The 17055-nt window shown below is 62.1% G+C and carries 13 protein-coding genes and 2 pseudogenes; 9 read left to right on the forward strand and 6 right to left on the reverse strand.

What is annotated here, in order from left to right; genetic code table 11:
• Positions 1-149: 149 nt before the first annotated feature.
• A complete protein-coding gene (locus FBY03_RS07490; RefSeq protein WP_147171566.1) occupies positions 150-1283 on the reverse strand; it encodes an aminotransferase class V-fold PLP-dependent enzyme in 1134 nt (377 codons plus the stop codon).
• A 77-nt stretch (positions 1284-1360) separates the two neighbouring features.
• Between FBY03_RS07490 and FBY03_RS07495 the strand changes: the two genes are divergently transcribed.
• Together FBY03_RS07495 and FBY03_RS07500 are read left to right on the forward strand one after the other, a co-directional pair.
• Positions 1361-1999, forward strand: coding sequence for a TetR/AcrR family transcriptional regulator (locus FBY03_RS07495; RefSeq protein ID WP_147171567.1), 639 nt, complete (start codon positions 1361-1363; stop codon positions 1997-1999).
• 89 nt (positions 2000-2088) lie between these two features.
• Complete coding sequence (locus tag FBY03_RS07500; protein ID WP_147171568.1) at positions 2089-3057, forward strand: GTP 3',8-cyclase MoaA; 969 nt, start codon at positions 2089-2091, stop codon at positions 3055-3057.
• Between the two features lie 357 nt (positions 3058-3414).
• Here FBY03_RS07500 and FBY03_RS23410 read toward each other — a convergent pair whose 3' ends face one another.
• Positions 3415-4053 carry a hypothetical protein gene (locus FBY03_RS23410; RefSeq protein WP_178090585.1) on the reverse strand — a complete coding sequence of 213 codons (639 nt, stop codon included), beginning with the start codon at positions 4051-4053 and terminating at the stop codon, positions 3415-3417.
• 164 nt (positions 4054-4217) lie between these two features.
• On the opposite strand from FBY03_RS23410, the gene FBY03_RS07515 reads away from it, so the two are divergent.
• The 3 genes from FBY03_RS07515 to FBY03_RS07525 all read left to right on the forward strand — a co-directional run bounded on the left by FBY03_RS07515 (position 4218) and on the right by FBY03_RS07525 (position 7464).
• The gene (locus FBY03_RS07515; protein WP_147171570.1) at positions 4218-5072 is read left to right on the forward strand and encodes a DUF6502 family protein; all 855 of its coding nucleotides are present in this window, start codon (positions 4218-4220) and stop codon (positions 5070-5072) included.
• A complete protein-coding gene (locus FBY03_RS07520; protein WP_256677878.1) occupies positions 5069-6517 on the forward strand; it encodes a DUF5666 domain-containing protein in 1449 nt (482 codons plus the stop codon). The genes FBY03_RS07515 and FBY03_RS07520 overlap by 4 nt, the downstream gene beginning before the upstream one ends.
• Positions 6518-6711: 194 nt before the next feature.
• Positions 6712-7464 carry a hypothetical protein gene (locus FBY03_RS07525; protein ID WP_147171571.1) on the forward strand — a complete coding sequence of 251 codons (753 nt, stop codon included), beginning with the start codon at positions 6712-6714 and terminating at the stop codon, positions 7462-7464.
• A 96-nt stretch (positions 7465-7560) separates the two neighbouring features.
• Here FBY03_RS07525 and FBY03_RS07530 read toward each other — a convergent pair.
• The 3 genes and pseudogenes from FBY03_RS07530 to FBY03_RS23215 form a co-directional block, all read right to left on the reverse strand.
• Positions 7561-7995 (reverse strand): annotated as a pseudogene (locus FBY03_RS07530) (transposase); the annotation flags it as partial.
• Between the two features lie 100 nt (positions 7996-8095).
• The gene (locus tag FBY03_RS23210) at positions 8096-10306 is read right to left on the reverse strand and encodes a molybdopterin oxidoreductase family protein (RefSeq protein WP_256677883.1); all 2211 of its coding nucleotides are present in this window, start codon (positions 10304-10306) and stop codon (positions 8096-8098) included.
• Positions 10307-11104: 798 nt separating this feature from the next.
• Positions 11105-12055, reverse strand: a pseudogene (locus FBY03_RS23215) (FAD-dependent oxidoreductase); the annotation flags it as partial.
• Positions 12056-12212: 157 nt separating this feature from the next.
• Here FBY03_RS23215 and FBY03_RS07540 point away from each other — a divergent pair.
• The 4 genes from FBY03_RS07540 (at position 12213) to FBY03_RS07555 (ending at position 15038) form a co-directional block, all read left to right on the forward strand.
• Positions 12213-13235 carry an AraC family transcriptional regulator gene (locus FBY03_RS07540; protein WP_147171573.1) on the forward strand — a complete coding sequence of 341 codons (1023 nt, stop codon included), beginning with the start codon at positions 12213-12215 and terminating at the stop codon, positions 13233-13235.
• A gap of 202 nt (positions 13236-13437) precedes the next feature.
• Positions 13438-13782, forward strand: coding sequence for a hypothetical protein (locus tag FBY03_RS07545; protein ID WP_147171574.1), 345 nt, complete (start codon positions 13438-13440; stop codon positions 13780-13782).
• Between the two features lie 74 nt (positions 13783-13856).
• Positions 13857-14459, forward strand: a complete 603-nt coding sequence (locus FBY03_RS07550; RefSeq protein ID WP_147171575.1) for a DUF4823 domain-containing protein — start codon at positions 13857-13859, stop codon at positions 14457-14459.
• Between the two features lie 9 nt (positions 14460-14468).
• The gene (locus tag FBY03_RS07555; protein WP_147171576.1) at positions 14469-15038 is read left to right on the forward strand and encodes a DUF1285 domain-containing protein; all 570 of its coding nucleotides are present in this window, start codon (positions 14469-14471) and stop codon (positions 15036-15038) included.
• An 82-nt stretch (positions 15039-15120) separates the two neighbouring features.
• On the opposite strand, the gene FBY03_RS07560 is transcribed toward FBY03_RS07555, so the two are convergent.
• On the reverse strand, positions 15121-16785 hold the full coding sequence (locus FBY03_RS07560; RefSeq protein ID WP_147171577.1) for an electron transfer flavoprotein-ubiquinone oxidoreductase: 1665 nt from the start codon (positions 16783-16785) through the stop codon (positions 15121-15123).
• Between the last annotated feature and the right edge of the window lie 270 nt (positions 16786-17055).

Consider the following 17055-nt stretch of genomic DNA (forward strand, 5'->3'; position numbering starts at 1 on the left):
CGCGGTCCACGGTACCTTGCCTGGTGGGGCACTTGGGGGGAGATGCCGCACACCAGTACCTTTGAGTATTGGCGAAGTTTGCCGAACGTCCAGGCCGATTCAGCTCATTTTTTAAACAAATTTGGAATACCTATGCGGCTGTTGAGTTCTCAGGCCGATGCCAGCTGGCGTAGCAGCTGTAGAGTTTCCTCGATAACTCGCGCTTCACTGTAAAAATGTGGCGACAGGCGTACGCCCCCGCCGCGCAGTGCGCAGACTACTTTTCCGGCTTTGAGGCGTTCGAACAGTGCCTGGTTCTCCCAACTGGCCAGGCTAAAGGTGACGATGCCGGCGCGTCGTGACGGATTGAGGGGGCTGTGCAGGCTGGCCCCGGGTATTCTGTCCAGGCCGTCGATCAGCCACTGGGTCCGTTCCTGCAGGGCCTTGCCCACCTCTAGCATACCCACCTCCTCAAGCAGCCCCAGGCTGGCCTCCAGAGCCATGCTGCCGAGCATGTTCGGGCTGCCGCACTCGAACCGTCTGGCGGTGCGTGCCACTTGCCAGTCAGTACGCTGAAAATCGCCGGCGTGCTCGAGCATGTGCCAGCCGTATTCGTGCAGGGTCAATTGTTCACGTAGGTCGCTGCGGCAATAGAACACGCCCAGGCCTTCCGGGCCGAGTAACCACTTATGGCCATCGGCCATGGCGAAAGCGCACCGGTAGGCCTGGGCGTCGAAGGGCAGGGCGCCGAGCTGCTGGATCGCATCGATGCAGAACAGCACACCGAATTTTTCGCAGCCATGGCCGAGGCGTTCCAGGTCCAGGCGCAGGCCGTTGCCATATTGCACCGCGCTGATCGACAGCAGGCGAGTACGCGGGCCGCAGGCATTAAGCAGATTAGTTTCCGGGTCGCCCTGTTGCAGGTTGACCTGGATCACCTCTACGCCTTTGGGTTTGAGCGCCTCCCAGACCACTCGATTGGAGGGGAACTCCTCATCGCTGATCACCACCTGATCGCCCGCTTGCCAGTCCAGGCCGAACGCGACGAATGACAGCGCCTCCGAGGTGTTCTTGACCAGTGCAATATCGGCGCTGGACGGTGCGTTGAGCAGGCGTTGCAGTCGCTCGCGTAGCGTTCGCTCGACCAATAGCCATTCAGGGTAATCGCGTGCGCCCGACTGGGCGTTCTGTTCGGCGAAACGGCTGACGGCGACGACAGCGCGTTTGGGCCAGGGGGCGATGGCGGCGTGATTCAAATAACGGATATCTGGAAGTTGCGGAAACTCATCATGAATGGCGTACATGGTCGGATGATCCGTGCAATTTGGCGCTAAATAGGCATAATACTCGGCTTCTATTTTTGACCCTGTAGTCCCTTTATATGCTGAAAGAGCCCCGTAAGGTTCGTGAGTTCCGCCGCCGCGAACAGGAAATTCTCGACACCGCGCTGAAACTGTTCCTGGAACAGGGTGAGGATAGCGTAACTGTCGAGATGATCGCTGACGCGGTCGGTATCGGCAAAGGCACCATCTACAAGCACTTCAAGTCCAAGGCGGAGATCTACCTGCGCCTGATGCTCGACTACGAGCGCGACTTGAACGAGTTGTTGCACTCGGCCGACGTGGACCGTGATAAGGAGGCGTTGTCGCGCGCCTACTTTGAATTCCGCATGCGTGACCCGCAGCGCTATCGGTTGTTCGACCGCCTTGAGGAAAAGGTGGTCAAGGGCAACCAGGTACCGGAAATGGTCGAGCAGCTGCACAAGATCCGCGCCTCCAACTTCGAGCGCCTGACCCTGCTGATCAAGGGGCGGATTGCCGAGGGTAAGCTGGAAGACGTGCCGCCGTACTTCCACTACTGCGCCGCTTGGGCGTTGGTGCATGGGGCGGTGGCGCTGTATCACTCACCGTTCTGGAGCAACGTGCTGGAGGATCAGGAAGGCTTCTTCCAGTTCCTCATGGATATCGGCGTGCGCATGGGCAACAAGCGTAAACGTGACGGCGAAGCGCCGCCTAGTTGACGTTATTCAGCAGGTCTATAGCGTATGCGGTGCATGTGCTGGGACCGGCTGCAGCGATATACTCCGAGTATTCTTCGTCGGAGTCTTTCATGATTGTTGACCGCCAAGGTAGACGCTTTCGCAACCTGCGCATCAGTCTGACCGCCGCCTGTAATTACGCCTGTACTTACTGCGTGCCGGACGGTAAACGGCTGGTGGCGGCGCAGGATGAACTGTCCGCCGAGGCCATGGTGCGCGGTGTGGCCTACCTGATCGAAGCGGCGGGTATCGAGCGCCTGCGTATCACCGGCGGTGAGCCCTTGGTCAGCCCGAAGCTGGACATGCTGTTGCGTGGCGTCAGTCAGTTGGGGCTGGCCGACATCAGCCTCACCACCAATGGCCAGTTGCTCGCGCGCAAGCTGCCGTTGCTGCTGGAAAGCGGTATCCGCCGCCTGAACGTGTCCCTGGATACGCTTGATGCCGATGCGTTCCGCACGATTGCCCGCGGCGGCGATCTGGCCACGGTGCTGGCTGGTATGGAAGCGGCGCGCGCGGCGGGTGTATCGATCAAGGTCAATATGGTGCCGTTGCGTGGACAGAACCTCGACCAGGTCTTGCCACTGCTCGACTATTGCCTGGAGCGCGGCTTTGAGTTGCGCTTCATCGAGTTGATGCGCATGGGCCATCTGGCGCGGCCTGGCAACAGTTTCGTCCAGCAGTTTGTCGGTATGCCCGAGCTGTTGGCGATGATTGGTGAGCGGCATGCTTTTGCTCAGGCCGAGGCCCCACTGGATGCCACGGCGTTGCGCTATCAGATTCCTGGAATGGGCTTCTTCGGGGTCATCGCCAACGAAAGCGTACCGTTCTGCCGCACCTGTTCGCGCTTGCGCTTGTCCTCGACCGGTTGGCTGCACGGTTGCCTGTCATCGAGCAATCGCCATTACGTTGGCGACCTGCTCGACAAGCCGCGCCATGAGGCGTTGCCGGCGTTGCAGGGGTTGCTGGTCAAGGCGTTGGGCGACAAGCAGGAGATCGCCTTCTCGGGCGGCGCGACGGTGATGAAAATTATCGGCGGCTAAGTCGCCGCTCGGAGTTCGGGTATTTCCGCGTGCCTGCTGCCGAGTTCCCCATTCACTAGATAGAACCGGTATTCCTGCCTCCATCGCTGGATCGCTATAGCCAACCCGGTTCGTCATCAAATGCTCATGCGACGCCCACGGTCTCGGGTTCAAGCAACCTCATGCGCGGCTAATCCCGATATTCGGTCGTTGACACTCGGACTGACAGGTCTAATCTCAGTGTGTGGGAAAAATTCCCACGCAACGATGCTAACTGGCTCCGAAGGATCGTGCGGAAACCGCAGTTGCACATTCGCTGCAGATAAATGGCCGCGCTAGTTGGCTGGCCGCCCCAATGGGCGGCGGGAAACTTCCTGGTTACGGCGTTCGATACGCAAGTAACCACGCAACTCTAAGCGGAGGTTCATCATGCTGCTCAAGAAATGTTTGTTGGCTCTGGCAATTGGCGGAGTCTTGTCGGCATCCACGGTTCTGGTGCCCGATTACGTCAGTAGTTTCTCCAGCGTGTATGCCAAAGATGGCGGCAGCGGCGGTGGCGGACACGGCGGCGATGGTGGCGGTGGAGGCGGTCATGGCGGCGACGGTGGTGGTCGCGGCGGCGACGGCGGTGGCCACGGTGGTGGTGGAGGCGGTCACGACGGCGACGGTGGTGGCCACGGCAGCAACAGTGGTCCTGGGAGCGCGAACAGCGGGCGTGGCATTGACCACGATGCGGATGATGCGGATCACGAGGCCGGCGGCCCCCACGGTGTCGGCCACGGTGCGGATGACGGTCCCGACCATGACGTGGGCGAGGTCCACGGTGTCGGCCACGGTGCGGATGACGGTCCCGACCATGACGTGGGCGAGGTCCATGGTGTCGGCCACGGTGCGGACGACGGTCCCGACCATGACGTGGGCGAGGTCCATGGTGTCGGCCAGGGTGCGGATGACGGCCCCGACCATGATGTCGACGAAGACCAAACTGGGGTCTGAACAGTCGCTCCAGTTGTCCACAAAACCCGGAGTTCCTCCGGGTTTTGTGCTGGTGGGTCGTTAACCTAGACGGTTGTAGTGCTCTAGGCGATGGAGGCGGGATCGCCGAAAATCTCCGGTGAAGCACTGGGCTGACCGCTTAGGGTGAGCGCCTCGCGCGCTACTATTTTTAAGGAATGTGTTGAATGCAATTGCCCACCTTGCCTCCCTCCCTACTGCCGGCGCTGCAATACGTCATGCGCCCATTGGTGAGGTTGATGCTCAAAAAGGGGGTCACCTTTACCAGTTTTGCCGAACTGCTCAAGCAGATATTCGTTGATGTCGCCGAGCGCGAATTCCGCCTCGACGACAAGCCCCCGACTGACAGTAGAATCAGCCTGCTTACGGGTGTGCATCGCAAGGATGTCAGGCGCCTGCGGGCCAAGACGGCCGGGCAGGACGTCTCGCTGCCCGATATCATTTCGTTTGGCGCTCACCTGGTCAGTGTCTGGTTGAACAACTCGCCGTTCTGCACGCAACCTGGCCGGCCGCTGCCTTTGGCTCGCCTGGCCAGCATGGGTGGCGAGTGTTCGTTCGATGCACTGGTAGCTCAGGTCAGCAAGGATATCCGTGCTCGCGTCGTGCTGGACGAGTGGCTGCGTCTGGGCATTGTGCGAATAGACGACCAGGACTGCGTCCACTTGGAGACAATGGCATTCATTCCGCAAAAGGGATTTGACGAAAAAGCCGCCTATTTTCGGCACAACCTCCACGACCATGCCTGCGCCGCCGTGCACAACCTGACCGAAGCCGGGGCGCCTTTCTTCGAGCGCAGTGTCCACTACGACAGCCTGTCACCCTGGGCGGTTTCCCATCTGCGTGAAGCCGTGGAGGTCGAAGGCATGCAGGTACTGAACGGCCTCAACCTGCTGGCAGCCGAGCTGGAAGAGCGGGACGTTCCGCCCCCCGATTCCAGACAGCGCATCACCATCGGCCTTTATTTCTACACTGAACCTAGCCCGTCAGCAGTCTCCACCCCGACTAAGGCCAGTTCGTCATGAGCACTGCCTCTCGCCTCCTGTGTATCTTTGCCTTCATTTGCGGCCCGTTCCTGCTTGCGTCGTCGTTGAGCGCCGCTCCCGTTTGTCTTGAGCCGGGCGGCATGGGTGGGACAGGAGCCGTTGCCACCGGTGGAATCGGCGGCACCGGCGCTCCAGCCGATAACGGTGGCGTAGGAGGCACCGGCGCGGCTGATGGCGGTGGCGTAGGAGGTACCGGCGCGGCCGATGACGGTGGAATGGGTGGTACCGGCATTGTGGGCACCATCACCGGCTTTGCTTCCATCTGTGTCAACGGGGTGGAAGTGCACTTCGATAGCGAGGTTTCGCTCAGCGAGAACGGCGTACCCGCCAGCAGTAACCAACTGGCTATCGGCCAGGTCGTGGCGGTGGAGGCTCGCACGTCGTCCAGAGGGTTGGAGGCGCGCAGCATTGCCATCCTGCATGCCTATGAAGGCCCTATTACCGATGTGGCGTCGGGCTTCGCCTCGCTGCGGGTGATGGGGCAGTCCGTGCGCGTTGCTCCAAGCGCGCGCGTGGCCGAAGGGCTGCGAATCGGCGAGTCGGTACGGGTCAGTGGACTGCGCAATGCCCGTGGCGAAGTGATCGCCAGCCGGATCGATCGGGCACCGAACCTGGCGCAGGTCAGCGCCATTGGCGCCATCGCGCGCACCGGTGACCTTCAAGGACTGGTCCTGAGCAAGCCGCTGGCGCCCAGCAGCGAGGTCCTGGTGAGCGGAACCTGGGATGGCAGGCAGTTGAATGTTGTCCAGACGCGTAGCGATCCAGGCATGCCCTTCGCTGGACGGGTGCGTAATGCGCTGGTGGAGGGATTGGTGCGCGGACAGCAGGGAGACCGCATTGAGTTCGGTGGCTTCACGGCCTATGTGGATCGCAGCACCTCCTATTCCGGCGGGCAGGCCGCCGACCTTACGCTCGACCAACGTATCAGGGTGACCGGCGTGTTCGGCAAGGGACGGGAAATCCGCGCCGAGCGCATCGAATTCACCCGGGAGCAGCCCGCCACCTCCAGCCAACAGGGTTCCGGTCAGCATGGCTCGTCTACGACAGAAACCGAGCAGCACGAGAGTAAGGGCTCCGATCAGGACGACAATGAGTCACGCGAGCGCAGCGACGATGGCGAGACCCGGGAGAGAGTTGAACGGAGTGACGATGACGAGACTCGGGAGCGCATCGAGCGGAGAGTGGAATCGCCTTCCGGCGACCTTGAGCGTCGCGAACGGATTGAGGTACGCGACTCCGGCGGCCGCCTGGAAACCCGGGAGCGGATCGAGATTTTCGAGAACGGTGTGCGGGTGGAGCGTATCGAGCGAATCGAACGGCTGGACCGTGTTGATAAACCGGAACGGGTTGAACGCGTAGAGCGTGTGGACAGGCCTGAACGCGTCGAACGACCCGACAAGGTGGACCGATCCGGCCCCAACTAAAGATCGAGTCGATCTCTGCTGGAGGCAGACATTGCCCAAGCGAGAAGCAGATAGCCGGCTAAGCTAAGCAAGGCGGGTTGTCGCCGCACTTGCCTGACCGCGGAACAGGGGGTAACCGGGCGTTATGAAGGTTCCGTCAGGACGGGCAATGATCGAGAGGTGAACGTCGATATCTGGATAGCCACGAGGTAAACATGCGAACCGCTCGCCTGATCTTGCCGGGCCTGTTGGTGTTCCTGGCTCTGCCGGCTCTGGCCGAGGAGTTCACGGTTTCGACAGGGCTCGATTACTCGCGGGGGAAATATGGAAGCCCGACCACCAGCGAGACCTGGTATGTCCCGGTGATCGCCAGGTATGAAACCGGTTCCATTATTTACAAGTTAACCATCCCATACCTGCGCATCACCAATCCCTCAGTGGGGCCGGATGGCGAACCCCTGGCGGGGGACTGCGGCAGCGTTGAAAGCGGTCTGGGTGACACTGTGGCCAGCGCGGGCTTCGCGCTGTTGGACGGCAGTCGAGGTGATGGGCTGATGGTGGATCTGGTCGGCAAGATAAAGCTGCCGACGGCCGATGAAGACAGCTGTCTCGGCACCGGCAAGGCCGATTACTCCGCACAGATCGACCTCGCGCAGGCTTTCGGCGCAATCACTAGTTTTGCCACGCTGGGCTGGAAGAAGTTCGGCGATCCATCGGGAACTGACTTCCGCGATCCGATTTTTGCCTCGCTCGGCTTTGTTACCCGACTTGCGCCTGCGACTTCCGTCGGCGCGGTGTATGACTGGCGACAGAAAGTGACCTCCGATGGCGATGAAATCCAGGAGTTCACCCTGTTCCTGACCCAGAGGCTCAGCCCATCTTGGAAGGTCCAGTTGTATGCGCTTAAAGGCTTTTCCGATGCCAGCCCCGACTCCGGCGGTGGATTGCTGCTCAGCCACTCGTTCTGAATGGCTTGCATCACGTTTTCCCAGGGAAGGCGGCCGGATTTTCAGGAAGAAGTAGTCGGAGTCCCTGAAACCATAGGCCATGCGCTTGATCACCTTGATGCGGTTGTTCACCCGTCCAGCAGATTGGTATGCATGTGGAAGCGGGCGCTGGCGAGGATGCCTCGGGCGTAGCGCCTGAGATTCTTGGCGAAGTGCTGTAGCGGTATCAATCCACTGTCTCGGGCGGTGGCGTAACCAGGTCCGCCAGCGCTGCCAACCTTCACGCACGCTAAGCGCATAGCAGACCTCCTTGAGGGCGTCCTTAAGCCCATGGACGGTGGCCAGGGGCTGATTGGCAGCCAGTAACTCCTGCACCTGCACCGCCTGCTCGCCTTTGCGGTTTTCCCGGCTGCGCCAGAGCAGCCAGCGGCTCTGCTTGACCAGGTTGCGCGCGGACTTGTCATGGCGAAGCGCATTCACCTGGTCGACCCGGATGCAATCGATCACGTCGTGCCCATAGCGGGCCGCGACATGGAACAAGTCGTGCACCACTTCGCCAGAGGGCAGTGCGGTTTCACCTCCAGGTCGAAGGCGGTGTTGCCCACACCTCCAGCAATTCGGGCAGACCCCGGATGAACAGCCTACTGAGGGATCACTGCTCGGCGCCGTCGAAGCGCTGAAGTGTCACCGGCACCCCATTCAGTACCGCGTTGCCCGACAACTGGTCGACCAGTTGCTCGTCGGTGAGGTCATTCATGCTGATCCCAGGACTGGCCTGGGCGGTGCTGATGCGCATGCCGGGACGGTGATGACCCCAGCCGTGGGGCAGGCTGACCACGCCGGGTTTGATGTCTTCGGTGATCTTCACCGTCACCAGCAGTTCGCCCTTGGCCGAGACCAGGCGCGCCTGGTCGCGGTTGCCCAGGCCGTGGGCGGCGGCATCCTGCGGGTGCAGGAACAGCGCGCAGCGGTCCTTGCCCTTCACCAGCCGGTAGCTGTTGTGCATCCAGGAGTTGTTGGTGCGCAGGTCGCGCCGGCCGATCAGCAGCAGGCCGGGCTTGGCGGCGTGCTCGCCGAAGCGTTGGCACAGCCGGTCCAGGTCGGCCAGCAGGATTGTGGGCGCCAGGTCGATTTTCTTGTCCTTGGTGAACAGGCGGCCCGGCAGCGACGGCTTCAGCGGCCCCAGGTCGATGCCGTGGGGGTGCTTCTTCAGTTCCGCCAGGGACAAGCCTTTGCGGGCGAAGGGATTGAGCCTGGACAGCAGGCCGCCGCCGTTGCCGTAAGCGCCGCTGCGCAGGCCCTGGTCAAGGATGCGCTGGGGTGTGAAGTATTCGCCCAGTCGCGCGTTGGCCAGGTACTTGAGGCGCTGCCGCAACGGCTTGCCTGCGATCTTGCGGCGCTCGATACGCTTGCTCAGCTCGCCGAAGATATCGCCGTCGGAGCGAGTGCCGGGCGGATGGGCGAACAGCGGGTCGGCGTACTTGGCCACGTTATGCACGGAGAACAAATTGAATACCAGGTCGTACTGCTCGTGTTCGAACGGCCCGGTTGGCGGCAGGATGATATGGGCATGGCGGGTGGTCTCGTTGAGGTAGAAATCCACCGAGACCATGAACTTCAGCTGCTCCAGGGCCTGCTCCAGTTGCCGGCCGTTGGGCGAGGACAGCACCGGGTTGCCGGCGACGCTGACGAAGGCGCGCACCTGGCCCTTGCCGGGCTGCAGCATTTCCTCGGCCATGGCCACGGCAGGCAGTTCGCGGTTGAATTCGGGCAGGGCGCGCACCCGGCTGCGATAGCGGTCGAAGCCGCCGCGCCCGGTGGTTTTCAGCATGTCCACCGCCGGGGTGCTGAACATCATGCCGCCGGCACTATCAAGGTTGCCGGTGAGGATGTTCAGCAGGTTGATCAGCCAGTGGTTGAGGGCGCCGAACTCCTGGGTGGCGACGCCCATACGGCCGTAGCACACCGCTTGGTTGGCGCTGGCGAATTCGACGGCGATGCGCTCGATGTCGGCCGCGGCGATGCCGGTCTGTTCGGCGATGCGTGCCAGCGGAACCCGCTCGAGCAGGGCGCTCAATGCCTCCCAGCCCTTGCTCAGTTCCAGTAGCCGGCCCGGCTTGCTCAGGCGACGCTCGATGATCACCTGCAGCAGGCCGAGCAGGAACAGTGCGTCGGTGCCGGGCTGGATGAATTGGTGCTCGCTAACGTACAGCGCGGTTTCCGTGCGCCGCGGGTCGATCAGCACGATCTTGCCGCCGCGCCCGGTGATCGCCTGCAGGCGGCCGAGTACGTCGCCCGCTGACATCAGGCTGCCGTTGGAGGCCGCCGGGTTGGCGCCGAGCATCAGCATATAGTCGGTACGATCGATGTCCGGGATGGTGAATAGCTGGCTGTGCCCGAACATCAGGTAAGACACCAGCTGGTGCGGCATCTGGTCGAGGCTGGAGGCGGAGAACAGGTTGCGCGTGCCCAGCGCCTGACGGAAGCGCCCCATGGTCAGCAGGATGCCCAGGTTATGGGCTATGGGGTTGCCCCAGTAGGCCGCCACCGCATCGTTGCCGTGTCTCGATTGGATATCCGTCAGGCGGCTGGCGACTTCCTCCAGGGCGTCGTCCCAGGAGATCGGCAGCCACTGCTCGCCGACGCGCTTGAGCGGCGTGCGCAGGCGTTCCGGATCGTTGTGCAGATCCTGCATGGCGTAGCCCTTGGGGCAGATATGGCCGTGGCTGTGCGGGTCGTCCGGGTCACCGGCGATGGAGAGGATCTTGTCGCCCTGGTACTCGATCTTGATTCCGCACATGGCCTCGCACAGGGTACAGGTGCGGAAGTGGGTCCTGACCTCGACACTGGCAATGCTCGCCATCTGGTCGCTGGCGGCTGCCTTGGCTGCAAGTCCGGGCGCGCCAGCGGACTGCTGAGCCTCATTGGCCGCCTGGCGCCGGGCGCGAATGATCTCCAGCATGCGCGCGACCTGCACTTCCTTGCGCCGCGGCCGACCCTGTGGCTTACCCTGTGCGCATTCATGTGCGTCGAGCAGCGTCCAGTCGTCGAACGAGACGAATTCGACGCCGCGCGCCTCGAGCAGGGCCAGCACGTCCGGGGTCTGCCCCGGCGCGAACGCCGCGGGTGCCTCGGCCAGGTCCGCCACCAGCCGGCCGACGGAATCCACCGCGCACTGCTTGTTGCTGCCGATCACCCCGCTGGCGCCGCGCTTGATCCAGCCCGCCGCATATTCCTTGGCGGACACCACGCCCTGGCCGGCGAGAACCCGGCCGCTATCATTGGCAATCACGCCGCGGCGTGCATCGAAGGGGACCCCGGCAATAGCCACTCCTTGATAGCCGGTGGCATTCAGCACCAGGCCGGTGTCTAGGCGAAATTGTCGGTCGCTGGCCTGGGCGCTGACCGAACCGCGGCCGTCGTCCTGCAGGCTATTGTGTACGCCCTGCATGGCGACGACGCGGTTGTCGGCGCCGGCGAAGCCGCTGGGCGAGGCCTTGAAGACCAAGCGGATAGTCCGGTCAGCCAGGCGTGGCCGGGCCAGGGCTTCCTGCAGCAGACTCATGTTATGCCGGGCTTCGGTGTTCAGCGGCTCGGCCAGCTCCGCAGCGCTGGCGGCGTCCAGCAGCAGGTCGTCGGCCTCGACCAGGATGTCCACGCCCTGGGTGTCCAACAGCTGGCGCAGCTCCTTGGGGGTGAATGCCGCCTGCACCGGTCCACGCCGGGCGACCAGACAGACCTCGCGGATATTGCTCTGGCGCAGGGCCTCCAAGGCGTAGTCGGCGATGTCGGTGGCTTCCAATTCGGCCACCGGCATGGCGAGGATGCGCGCGATATCCAAGGCGACGTTGCCCATGCCGATCACCACGGCAGTGTCGCCGGACAGGTCGACCTGCAGGTCGCGGCAATCCGGGTGGCCGTTGTACCAGCCGACGAAGGCGGAAGCCCCCTGGATGTTCGCCAGCTCCGCACCGGGCAGGGCGAGCGGGCGGCTAGCCGAGCCACCGGTGGCGTAGAGTACCGCGTCGTAGTGCTCAAGCAGCTCATCGCGGCTGAGGTCGCGCCCCAGCTCGACGTTGCCGAAGAAACGCACCTTGGGCGAACGGGCGATCTTGTCGAAACTGGCGGTTACCGATTTGATCTTCGGATGATCCGGGGCGACCCCGTAACGCACCAGGCCGAAGGGTGTAGGCAGGCGCTCGAAGATGTCCACAGTCGCCTCCGGCAGCTGCCGGAGCATTTCGTCGGCGGCATAAAAGCCCGAAGGGCCGGCGCCAATCACCGCCAGGCGGCGGGTCGGGCCAACGGCGCGCGACGCCTTGGCCGTCATGCCTGCCGGGCTATCGTCGAGATCCAGGCTCTCGGTGATCGGCGGGTATTGTTTGGCCATGCGCGCGTTCAGTTCGATGTAGTCCTGCATCGGCTCCGGCACGGCGGAGTCCGGATAGATGGCACGCACCGGGCATTCGGTCAGGCAGGCGTTGCAGTCGATGCACACCTGCGGGTCGATATACAGCATCTCCGGGCCTTCGCGGAAGGCGTCCACCGGGCACACATCCACACATTTGGTGTATCGGTCACCCAAGCAGCTTGCGGTTACGACGTATGCCATTTTTATTCTCCAGCCCGTGACGTGTGGCCACCCTCCGGAAATCCCCGGTCGCAGCACTATCTGCCGGCAAATTTACGGCCTCTGTATCCCCGGCGTCTTGACACCATGGTCTGCTGTTTGACATTTTGTGCCATGCCCCTGGCAATCCGGACACCGCATGTCGAAAGACGTTTCTATTTCCTGCGCCCTGGCCGAAACCCTGCGCGACTACATCGAGAAGAATCAGCTGGCCGCGCCCGACGTGCTAGAGGCCCTGGCGCCCTTTTCCAGCAGTCAGCACATGCCCATCCTGCTGTTCTGGGGACTGCTGGAGCGGCTGCAGGCCTTGCACCCGGTGCCGGCGCTGGGCCTGCGTATCGGCCGCTGCGCCAAGCCCCAGCATTTTGGCGTGGTCGGTTACCTGGCCGCCTCCTGCAGTGGCCTGGGCCAGGCGCTGATGCGCTACCGGCGGTTCCAGACCCTGCTGGTGAGCAATCTCGATATCCAGGTGAGCCGGCAGGGCGAGGTGGTCCGCTACAGCTGGGGGGAGGGCGAACATCACACCATTCCGCTGGCCAGCGAATTCGGGGTGGCGGCCTTCGTCAACCTGTACCAGGCGCTGATTGGCCAGGCCATTGCGCCAATCGCCATCGAGATTCCCTATGCGCGGCCAGCGGAGTCCGCCATCTATGAAGTGTTGATGGGCTGTCCGGTGCGCTTCGAGGCGCCCTGCCACGCCCTGGAGATCCCCGCCAGCCTGCTGGCCATGCGCATCACTACCAGCGACCCTTACATGCGCGGCCTGTTCGACCAACAGGCTCAGGCGATGCTGGCGCATCAGCCCAGGCCCGACAAATTCATCGAGCAGTTGCAGCAGCACATGATGGTGGCCCTGCAGGAGGGGGAGCCTTCCGCCGCCACCCTGGCGGGACGGATGAACTGCTCCCTGCGTTCGTTCTATCGGCAGCTGGCCGAGCACGGCCTGCGTTATCGCGTGCTGCTCGGCGACGTGCGTTTCAAGCTGGCGCGCATGTACCTCGCCGATCCCCGTCTGTCATTGGCGGAGATTGCCCTGCTGCTGGGCTATTCCGAACAGAGTGCCTTTACCCGCGCCTTCCGCACCTGGAGTGGCAGCCCCCCGCAGGGCTACCGGCGCCACTTGCACAAGCCCCCTGAGGGCGAGGCAGAGTCAGCACTGTAGTTTTTAGCATGGCTTTCTCCCGTTCAAGCCAATTGATCCTGGTTGCCAGCCCTTGGATCGTCCTGATGGGCGTGCAGAGTGTTCGATCCTGGCCGGTAGCACCCTACCGGCCAGGACAGAGTCTGATCCTGCTCAGTCGACGCATGATCGACGAAGGTTATGCCCAGCCCTCATCGACCACGTCACGATAATGCAGTGACAAATGCAATGTGCGGCAGCGAGCATCAAACGATCGCCGTGGCTCTTTCAGGAACTACTTCGGAACCGTCCCTGTCGGGTGCACACTTCAGGTTTTGGTGGTCTGGGCGATGCGCGCTTCCGGCAGGCGTTTGCCGACTATCAGTCGTTGAGGCAGGCGCAATTGTTCGTAGAAGTCGAGCGCCTGGCGCAGGGGGCTGAGCTGCGCGACACGGTGTTGCGCAATGATAATGCCTTCAATTACCCGGCACTCAAGGGCATGCTGGACGCGGATAAAACGCGTCCGTTGGCCGAGGTGCGTCAGGCCAGCGAGCGTCCTCAACAGGCTTCTTTGCGCTGCGGTTTGTAACAGACTGTTGTGGCGTGGAATCTGCATTGCAACGTAATCCGCCGGTTTTTCGTCACCGGCACGGGAGGAGTGTGATGCGTAGCCTGATTTCACTGCTGGCGTTGTTGGCCCTTGGCGGCTGCATGAAGGTCAGTGATTTGGCCGATGGCGCCGCTTATCAATTGCGCGATGCCGGCGTGCTCGATCATAGCCAGACTAGCCGCGCCAGTTCGCGGCGCCTGCAAGCCGATTCCTTTATCTATATTGCCCAGGGACACTTCGTTCCTTCGGGCGATGCTTATCCGCGGCCCAATGTGGTGGCCGAGGAGGCGTTCAAGGGCTTCGTCGAGTATTTCCCTATGGTGCGCCGAGCTCGAGCTCCGGCGGGCCTGGAGGAGGCGATGGTGCAGGCGCGCGAGCTCGGCGCGCATTATTTGCTGTACGGCCGCTTTGCCTATGCCGATGACCGTATAGGCACTGCTGATGAGTGGGTTGATCAGGAAGCGCTGGATCGACTCGGTACCGACCGTAGCGTGATTCAGTTGATGCTGATCGAGACCAATACCCGTTACCTTGTCGATACCGCACGAATTCGTAGCCGCGGTGGTTTCCTGACGTTTTATGATGCCAGGCCAGAAGATTTACTCGGCCCACCCTTGCAGGACTACGCCCGTAGCTTGTTGGGCTTGAGTCGCTAGGAGTTGCAGATGACTGACCCGGGCAAAGCCAGCGACCTGCTGGCACAGATTCCCAAGAGCGAGAAAAAAGGCTTACCGCCGGTGCACCTGTGGAATCCGGATTTTTGCGGCGACATCGACATGCGCATCGCGCGCGACGGCAGCTGGTTCTACATGGGCACCCCAATCGGCCGCAAACCGATGGTTAAGCTGTTCTCGACCATTATCCGTCGCGATGGTGACGACTACTTTCTGGTCACTCCGGTGGAGAAGGTCGGCATCCAGGTCGATGATGCGCCCTTCGTCGCCGTCAGTTTGCACGTGGAGGGTGAGGGCCAGACGCAGCTGCTGCGTTTCACTACTAACGTCGAGGAGGAGGTCATTGCCGGCGCCGAGCATCCGCTACGCGTGATGCTTAATGAGCAGACCCAGGAGCCGGCGCCCTATGTGCACGTGCGCAGTAACCTCGAGGCGCTGATTCATCGCAACGTGTTCTATCAGCTGGTCGAGCTGGCGGTGCCGCGCGAGATCGACGGCAAAACCTGGCTGGGTGTGTGGAGTGACGGGCAGTTTTTTTCGATCGGTCCGCAACCCGAATAGCCACACGGCTGGCGTGCGGTCGTGGCTTTACTGGAACAGAAAAAGGCTCCCGTGGGAGCCTTTCGCGTGACTTACATCTTGCTTACATGTTGGGGTAATTCGGGCCGCCGGCACCTTCAGGTGCGACCCAGGTGATGTTCTGGGCGGGATCCTTGATGTCGCAGGTCTTGCAGTGCACGCAGTTCTGCGCGTTGATCTGGAAGCGCTTCTCGCCGTCTTCCTGAGTCACCACCTCATATACGCCGGCCGGGCAGTAGCGTTGCGCGGGCTCGTCGTACATCGGCAGGTTCTTGCCGATCGGGATGCTCGGGTCGCTGAGCTTCAGGTGGCAGGGTTGTTCCTCTTCATGGTTGGTGCTGGAGAGGAATACCGAGCTCAGCTTGTCGAAGCTGAGCTTGCCGTCCGGCTTCGGGTAATTGATCTTGGTGGACTCGGCGGCCAGCTTCATGCAGGCGTAATCCGGCTTGGTGTCGTGCAGGGTGAAGGGGATCTTGCCGCCGAACCAGTTCTGGTCGATGTAGTTGAATGCCGCGCCCGCCAGAACGCCAAACTTGTGCAGCGCCGGGCCGAAGTTACGGCTGCTGAACAATTCGTCGTACAACCAGCTGGCCTTGAACGCATCCACATAACCGGTCAGTTGATCGCCGCCCTCACGGCCTGCGAACAACGCCTCGGCCGCCGCGTCTGCGGCGAGCATCCCGGACTTCATGGCGGTGTGGCTGCCCTTGATCTTGGCGAAGTTCAGCGTGCCGAGGTCGCAGCCGATCAGTGCGCCGCCGTTGAACACCATCTTCGGCAGCGAGTTGAGGCCGCCTTTGCTGATGGCGCGTGCGCCGTAAGCCACGCGCTTGCCGCCTTCCAGGTACTGGGCAATCACCGGATGGTGCTTGTAGCGCTGGAACTCATCGAACGGCGACAGGTGCGGGTTGCTGTAGGACAGGTCGACGATCAAGCCGACCACTACCTGATTGTTTTCCAGGTGGTAGAGGAACGAGCCGCCGGTATTCTGATTGCCGACCACGTCCAGTGGCCAACCGGCGGTGTGCACCACCAGGCCTTGCTCGTGTTTGGTCGGGTCGATGTCCCAGATTTCCTTGAGGCCGATGCCGTAATGCTGGGCGTCGGCTTCGCTGTCCAGGTTGTACTTGCTGATCAATTGCTTGCCGATATGGCCACGGCAGCCTTCGGCGAACAGGGTGTACTTGGCGCGCAATTCCATGCCCGGGGTGTAATAACCCTCTTTCGGCTTGCCTTCGCGGTCGACGCCGAGGTCGCCGGTGAGGATGCCGTAGACCGAGCCTTTTTCGTCGATCAGGGCTTCCTGGGCGGCGAAGCCCGGATAGATTTCTACACCGAGGTTTTCCGCTTGCTGAGCCAGCCAGCGGCACAGGTTGCCCAGGGAGATGATGTAGTTGCCCTGATTGTGCATGGTCTTGGGCACGAACAGGTCAGGCACGCGAGTGGATTTCTCAGCGTTGGTCAGCATGTAGATGTCGTCGCGCTTGACCGGGGTGTTCAGCGGTGCGCCGAGTTCTTTCCAGTCGGGGAACAGTTCGTTCAATGCGCGCGGCTCGAACACCGCGCCGGACAGTATGTGTGCACCGACTTCGGAGCCTTTCTCGACCACGCAGACGCTGATTTCTTTACCCGCTTCGGCGGCTTTCTGCTTCAGTCGGCAGGCGGCGGACAAACCAGCAGGGCCGGCGCCGACGATGACGACGTCGAATTCCATAAATTCGCGTTCCACAGGTTATCTCCTACTCAAGGCTCTCTAGTTGTATTTGACGATCAGGCTCGTTCCCTGGGCGATGCGCGCGCATTATATCGAGCCCCCCCAAATGATCCAATACAAACGTTTGTTTGAATTTTCTGTAGGGCTGCTAGAATCGTACTACATCATCGCGGCCGATTGGTCGCTTCGCTGTATTGACCGGGCTGGGTGGTACGGTCAAGATACGGGCGGTTTTGCGTCAGCTGCTATAGGCTGACCGTCGGTTCCGGCCGATTCGCATCACCC

It is taken from the genome of Pseudomonas sp. SJZ079 (assembly GCF_007993865.1).
Taxonomy (GTDB): Bacteria; Pseudomonadota; Gammaproteobacteria; order Pseudomonadales; family Pseudomonadaceae; genus Aquipseudomonas.

What these genes read in the sequence shown, in the direction of transcription:
- FBY03_RS07490 (WP_147171566.1), bottom strand. Translation starts at nt 1,283, where the DNA reads ATGTACGCCATTCATGATGAGTTTCCGCAACTTCCAGATATCCGTTAT.
- FBY03_RS07495 (WP_147171567.1), top strand. Translation starts at nt 1,361, where the DNA reads ATGCTGAAAGAGCCCCGTAAGGTTCGTGAGTTCCGCCGCCGCGAACAG.
- FBY03_RS07500 (WP_147171568.1), top strand. Translation starts at nt 2,089, where the DNA reads ATGATTGTTGACCGCCAAGGTAGACGCTTTCGCAACCTGCGCATCAGT.
- FBY03_RS07515 (WP_147171570.1), top strand. Translation starts at nt 4,218, where the DNA reads ATGCAATTGCCCACCTTGCCTCCCTCCCTACTGCCGGCGCTGCAATAC.
- FBY03_RS07520 (WP_256677878.1), top strand. Translation starts at nt 5,069, where the DNA reads ATGAGCACTGCCTCTCGCCTCCTGTGTATCTTTGCCTTCATTTGCGGC.
- FBY03_RS07525 (WP_147171571.1), top strand. Translation starts at nt 6,712, where the DNA reads ATGCGAACCGCTCGCCTGATCTTGCCGGGCCTGTTGGTGTTCCTGGCT.
- FBY03_RS23210 (WP_256677883.1), bottom strand. Translation starts at nt 10,306, where the DNA reads ATGGCGAGCATTGCCAGTGTCGAGGTCAGGACCCACTTCCGCACCTGT.
- FBY03_RS07540 (WP_147171573.1), top strand. Translation starts at nt 12,213, where the DNA reads ATGTCGAAAGACGTTTCTATTTCCTGCGCCCTGGCCGAAACCCTGCGC.
- FBY03_RS07545 (WP_147171574.1), top strand. Translation starts at nt 13,438, where the DNA reads ATGCAATGTGCGGCAGCGAGCATCAAACGATCGCCGTGGCTCTTTCAG.
- FBY03_RS07550 (WP_147171575.1), top strand. Translation starts at nt 13,857, where the DNA reads ATGCGTAGCCTGATTTCACTGCTGGCGTTGTTGGCCCTTGGCGGCTGC.
- FBY03_RS07555 (WP_147171576.1), top strand. Translation starts at nt 14,469, where the DNA reads ATGACTGACCCGGGCAAAGCCAGCGACCTGCTGGCACAGATTCCCAAG.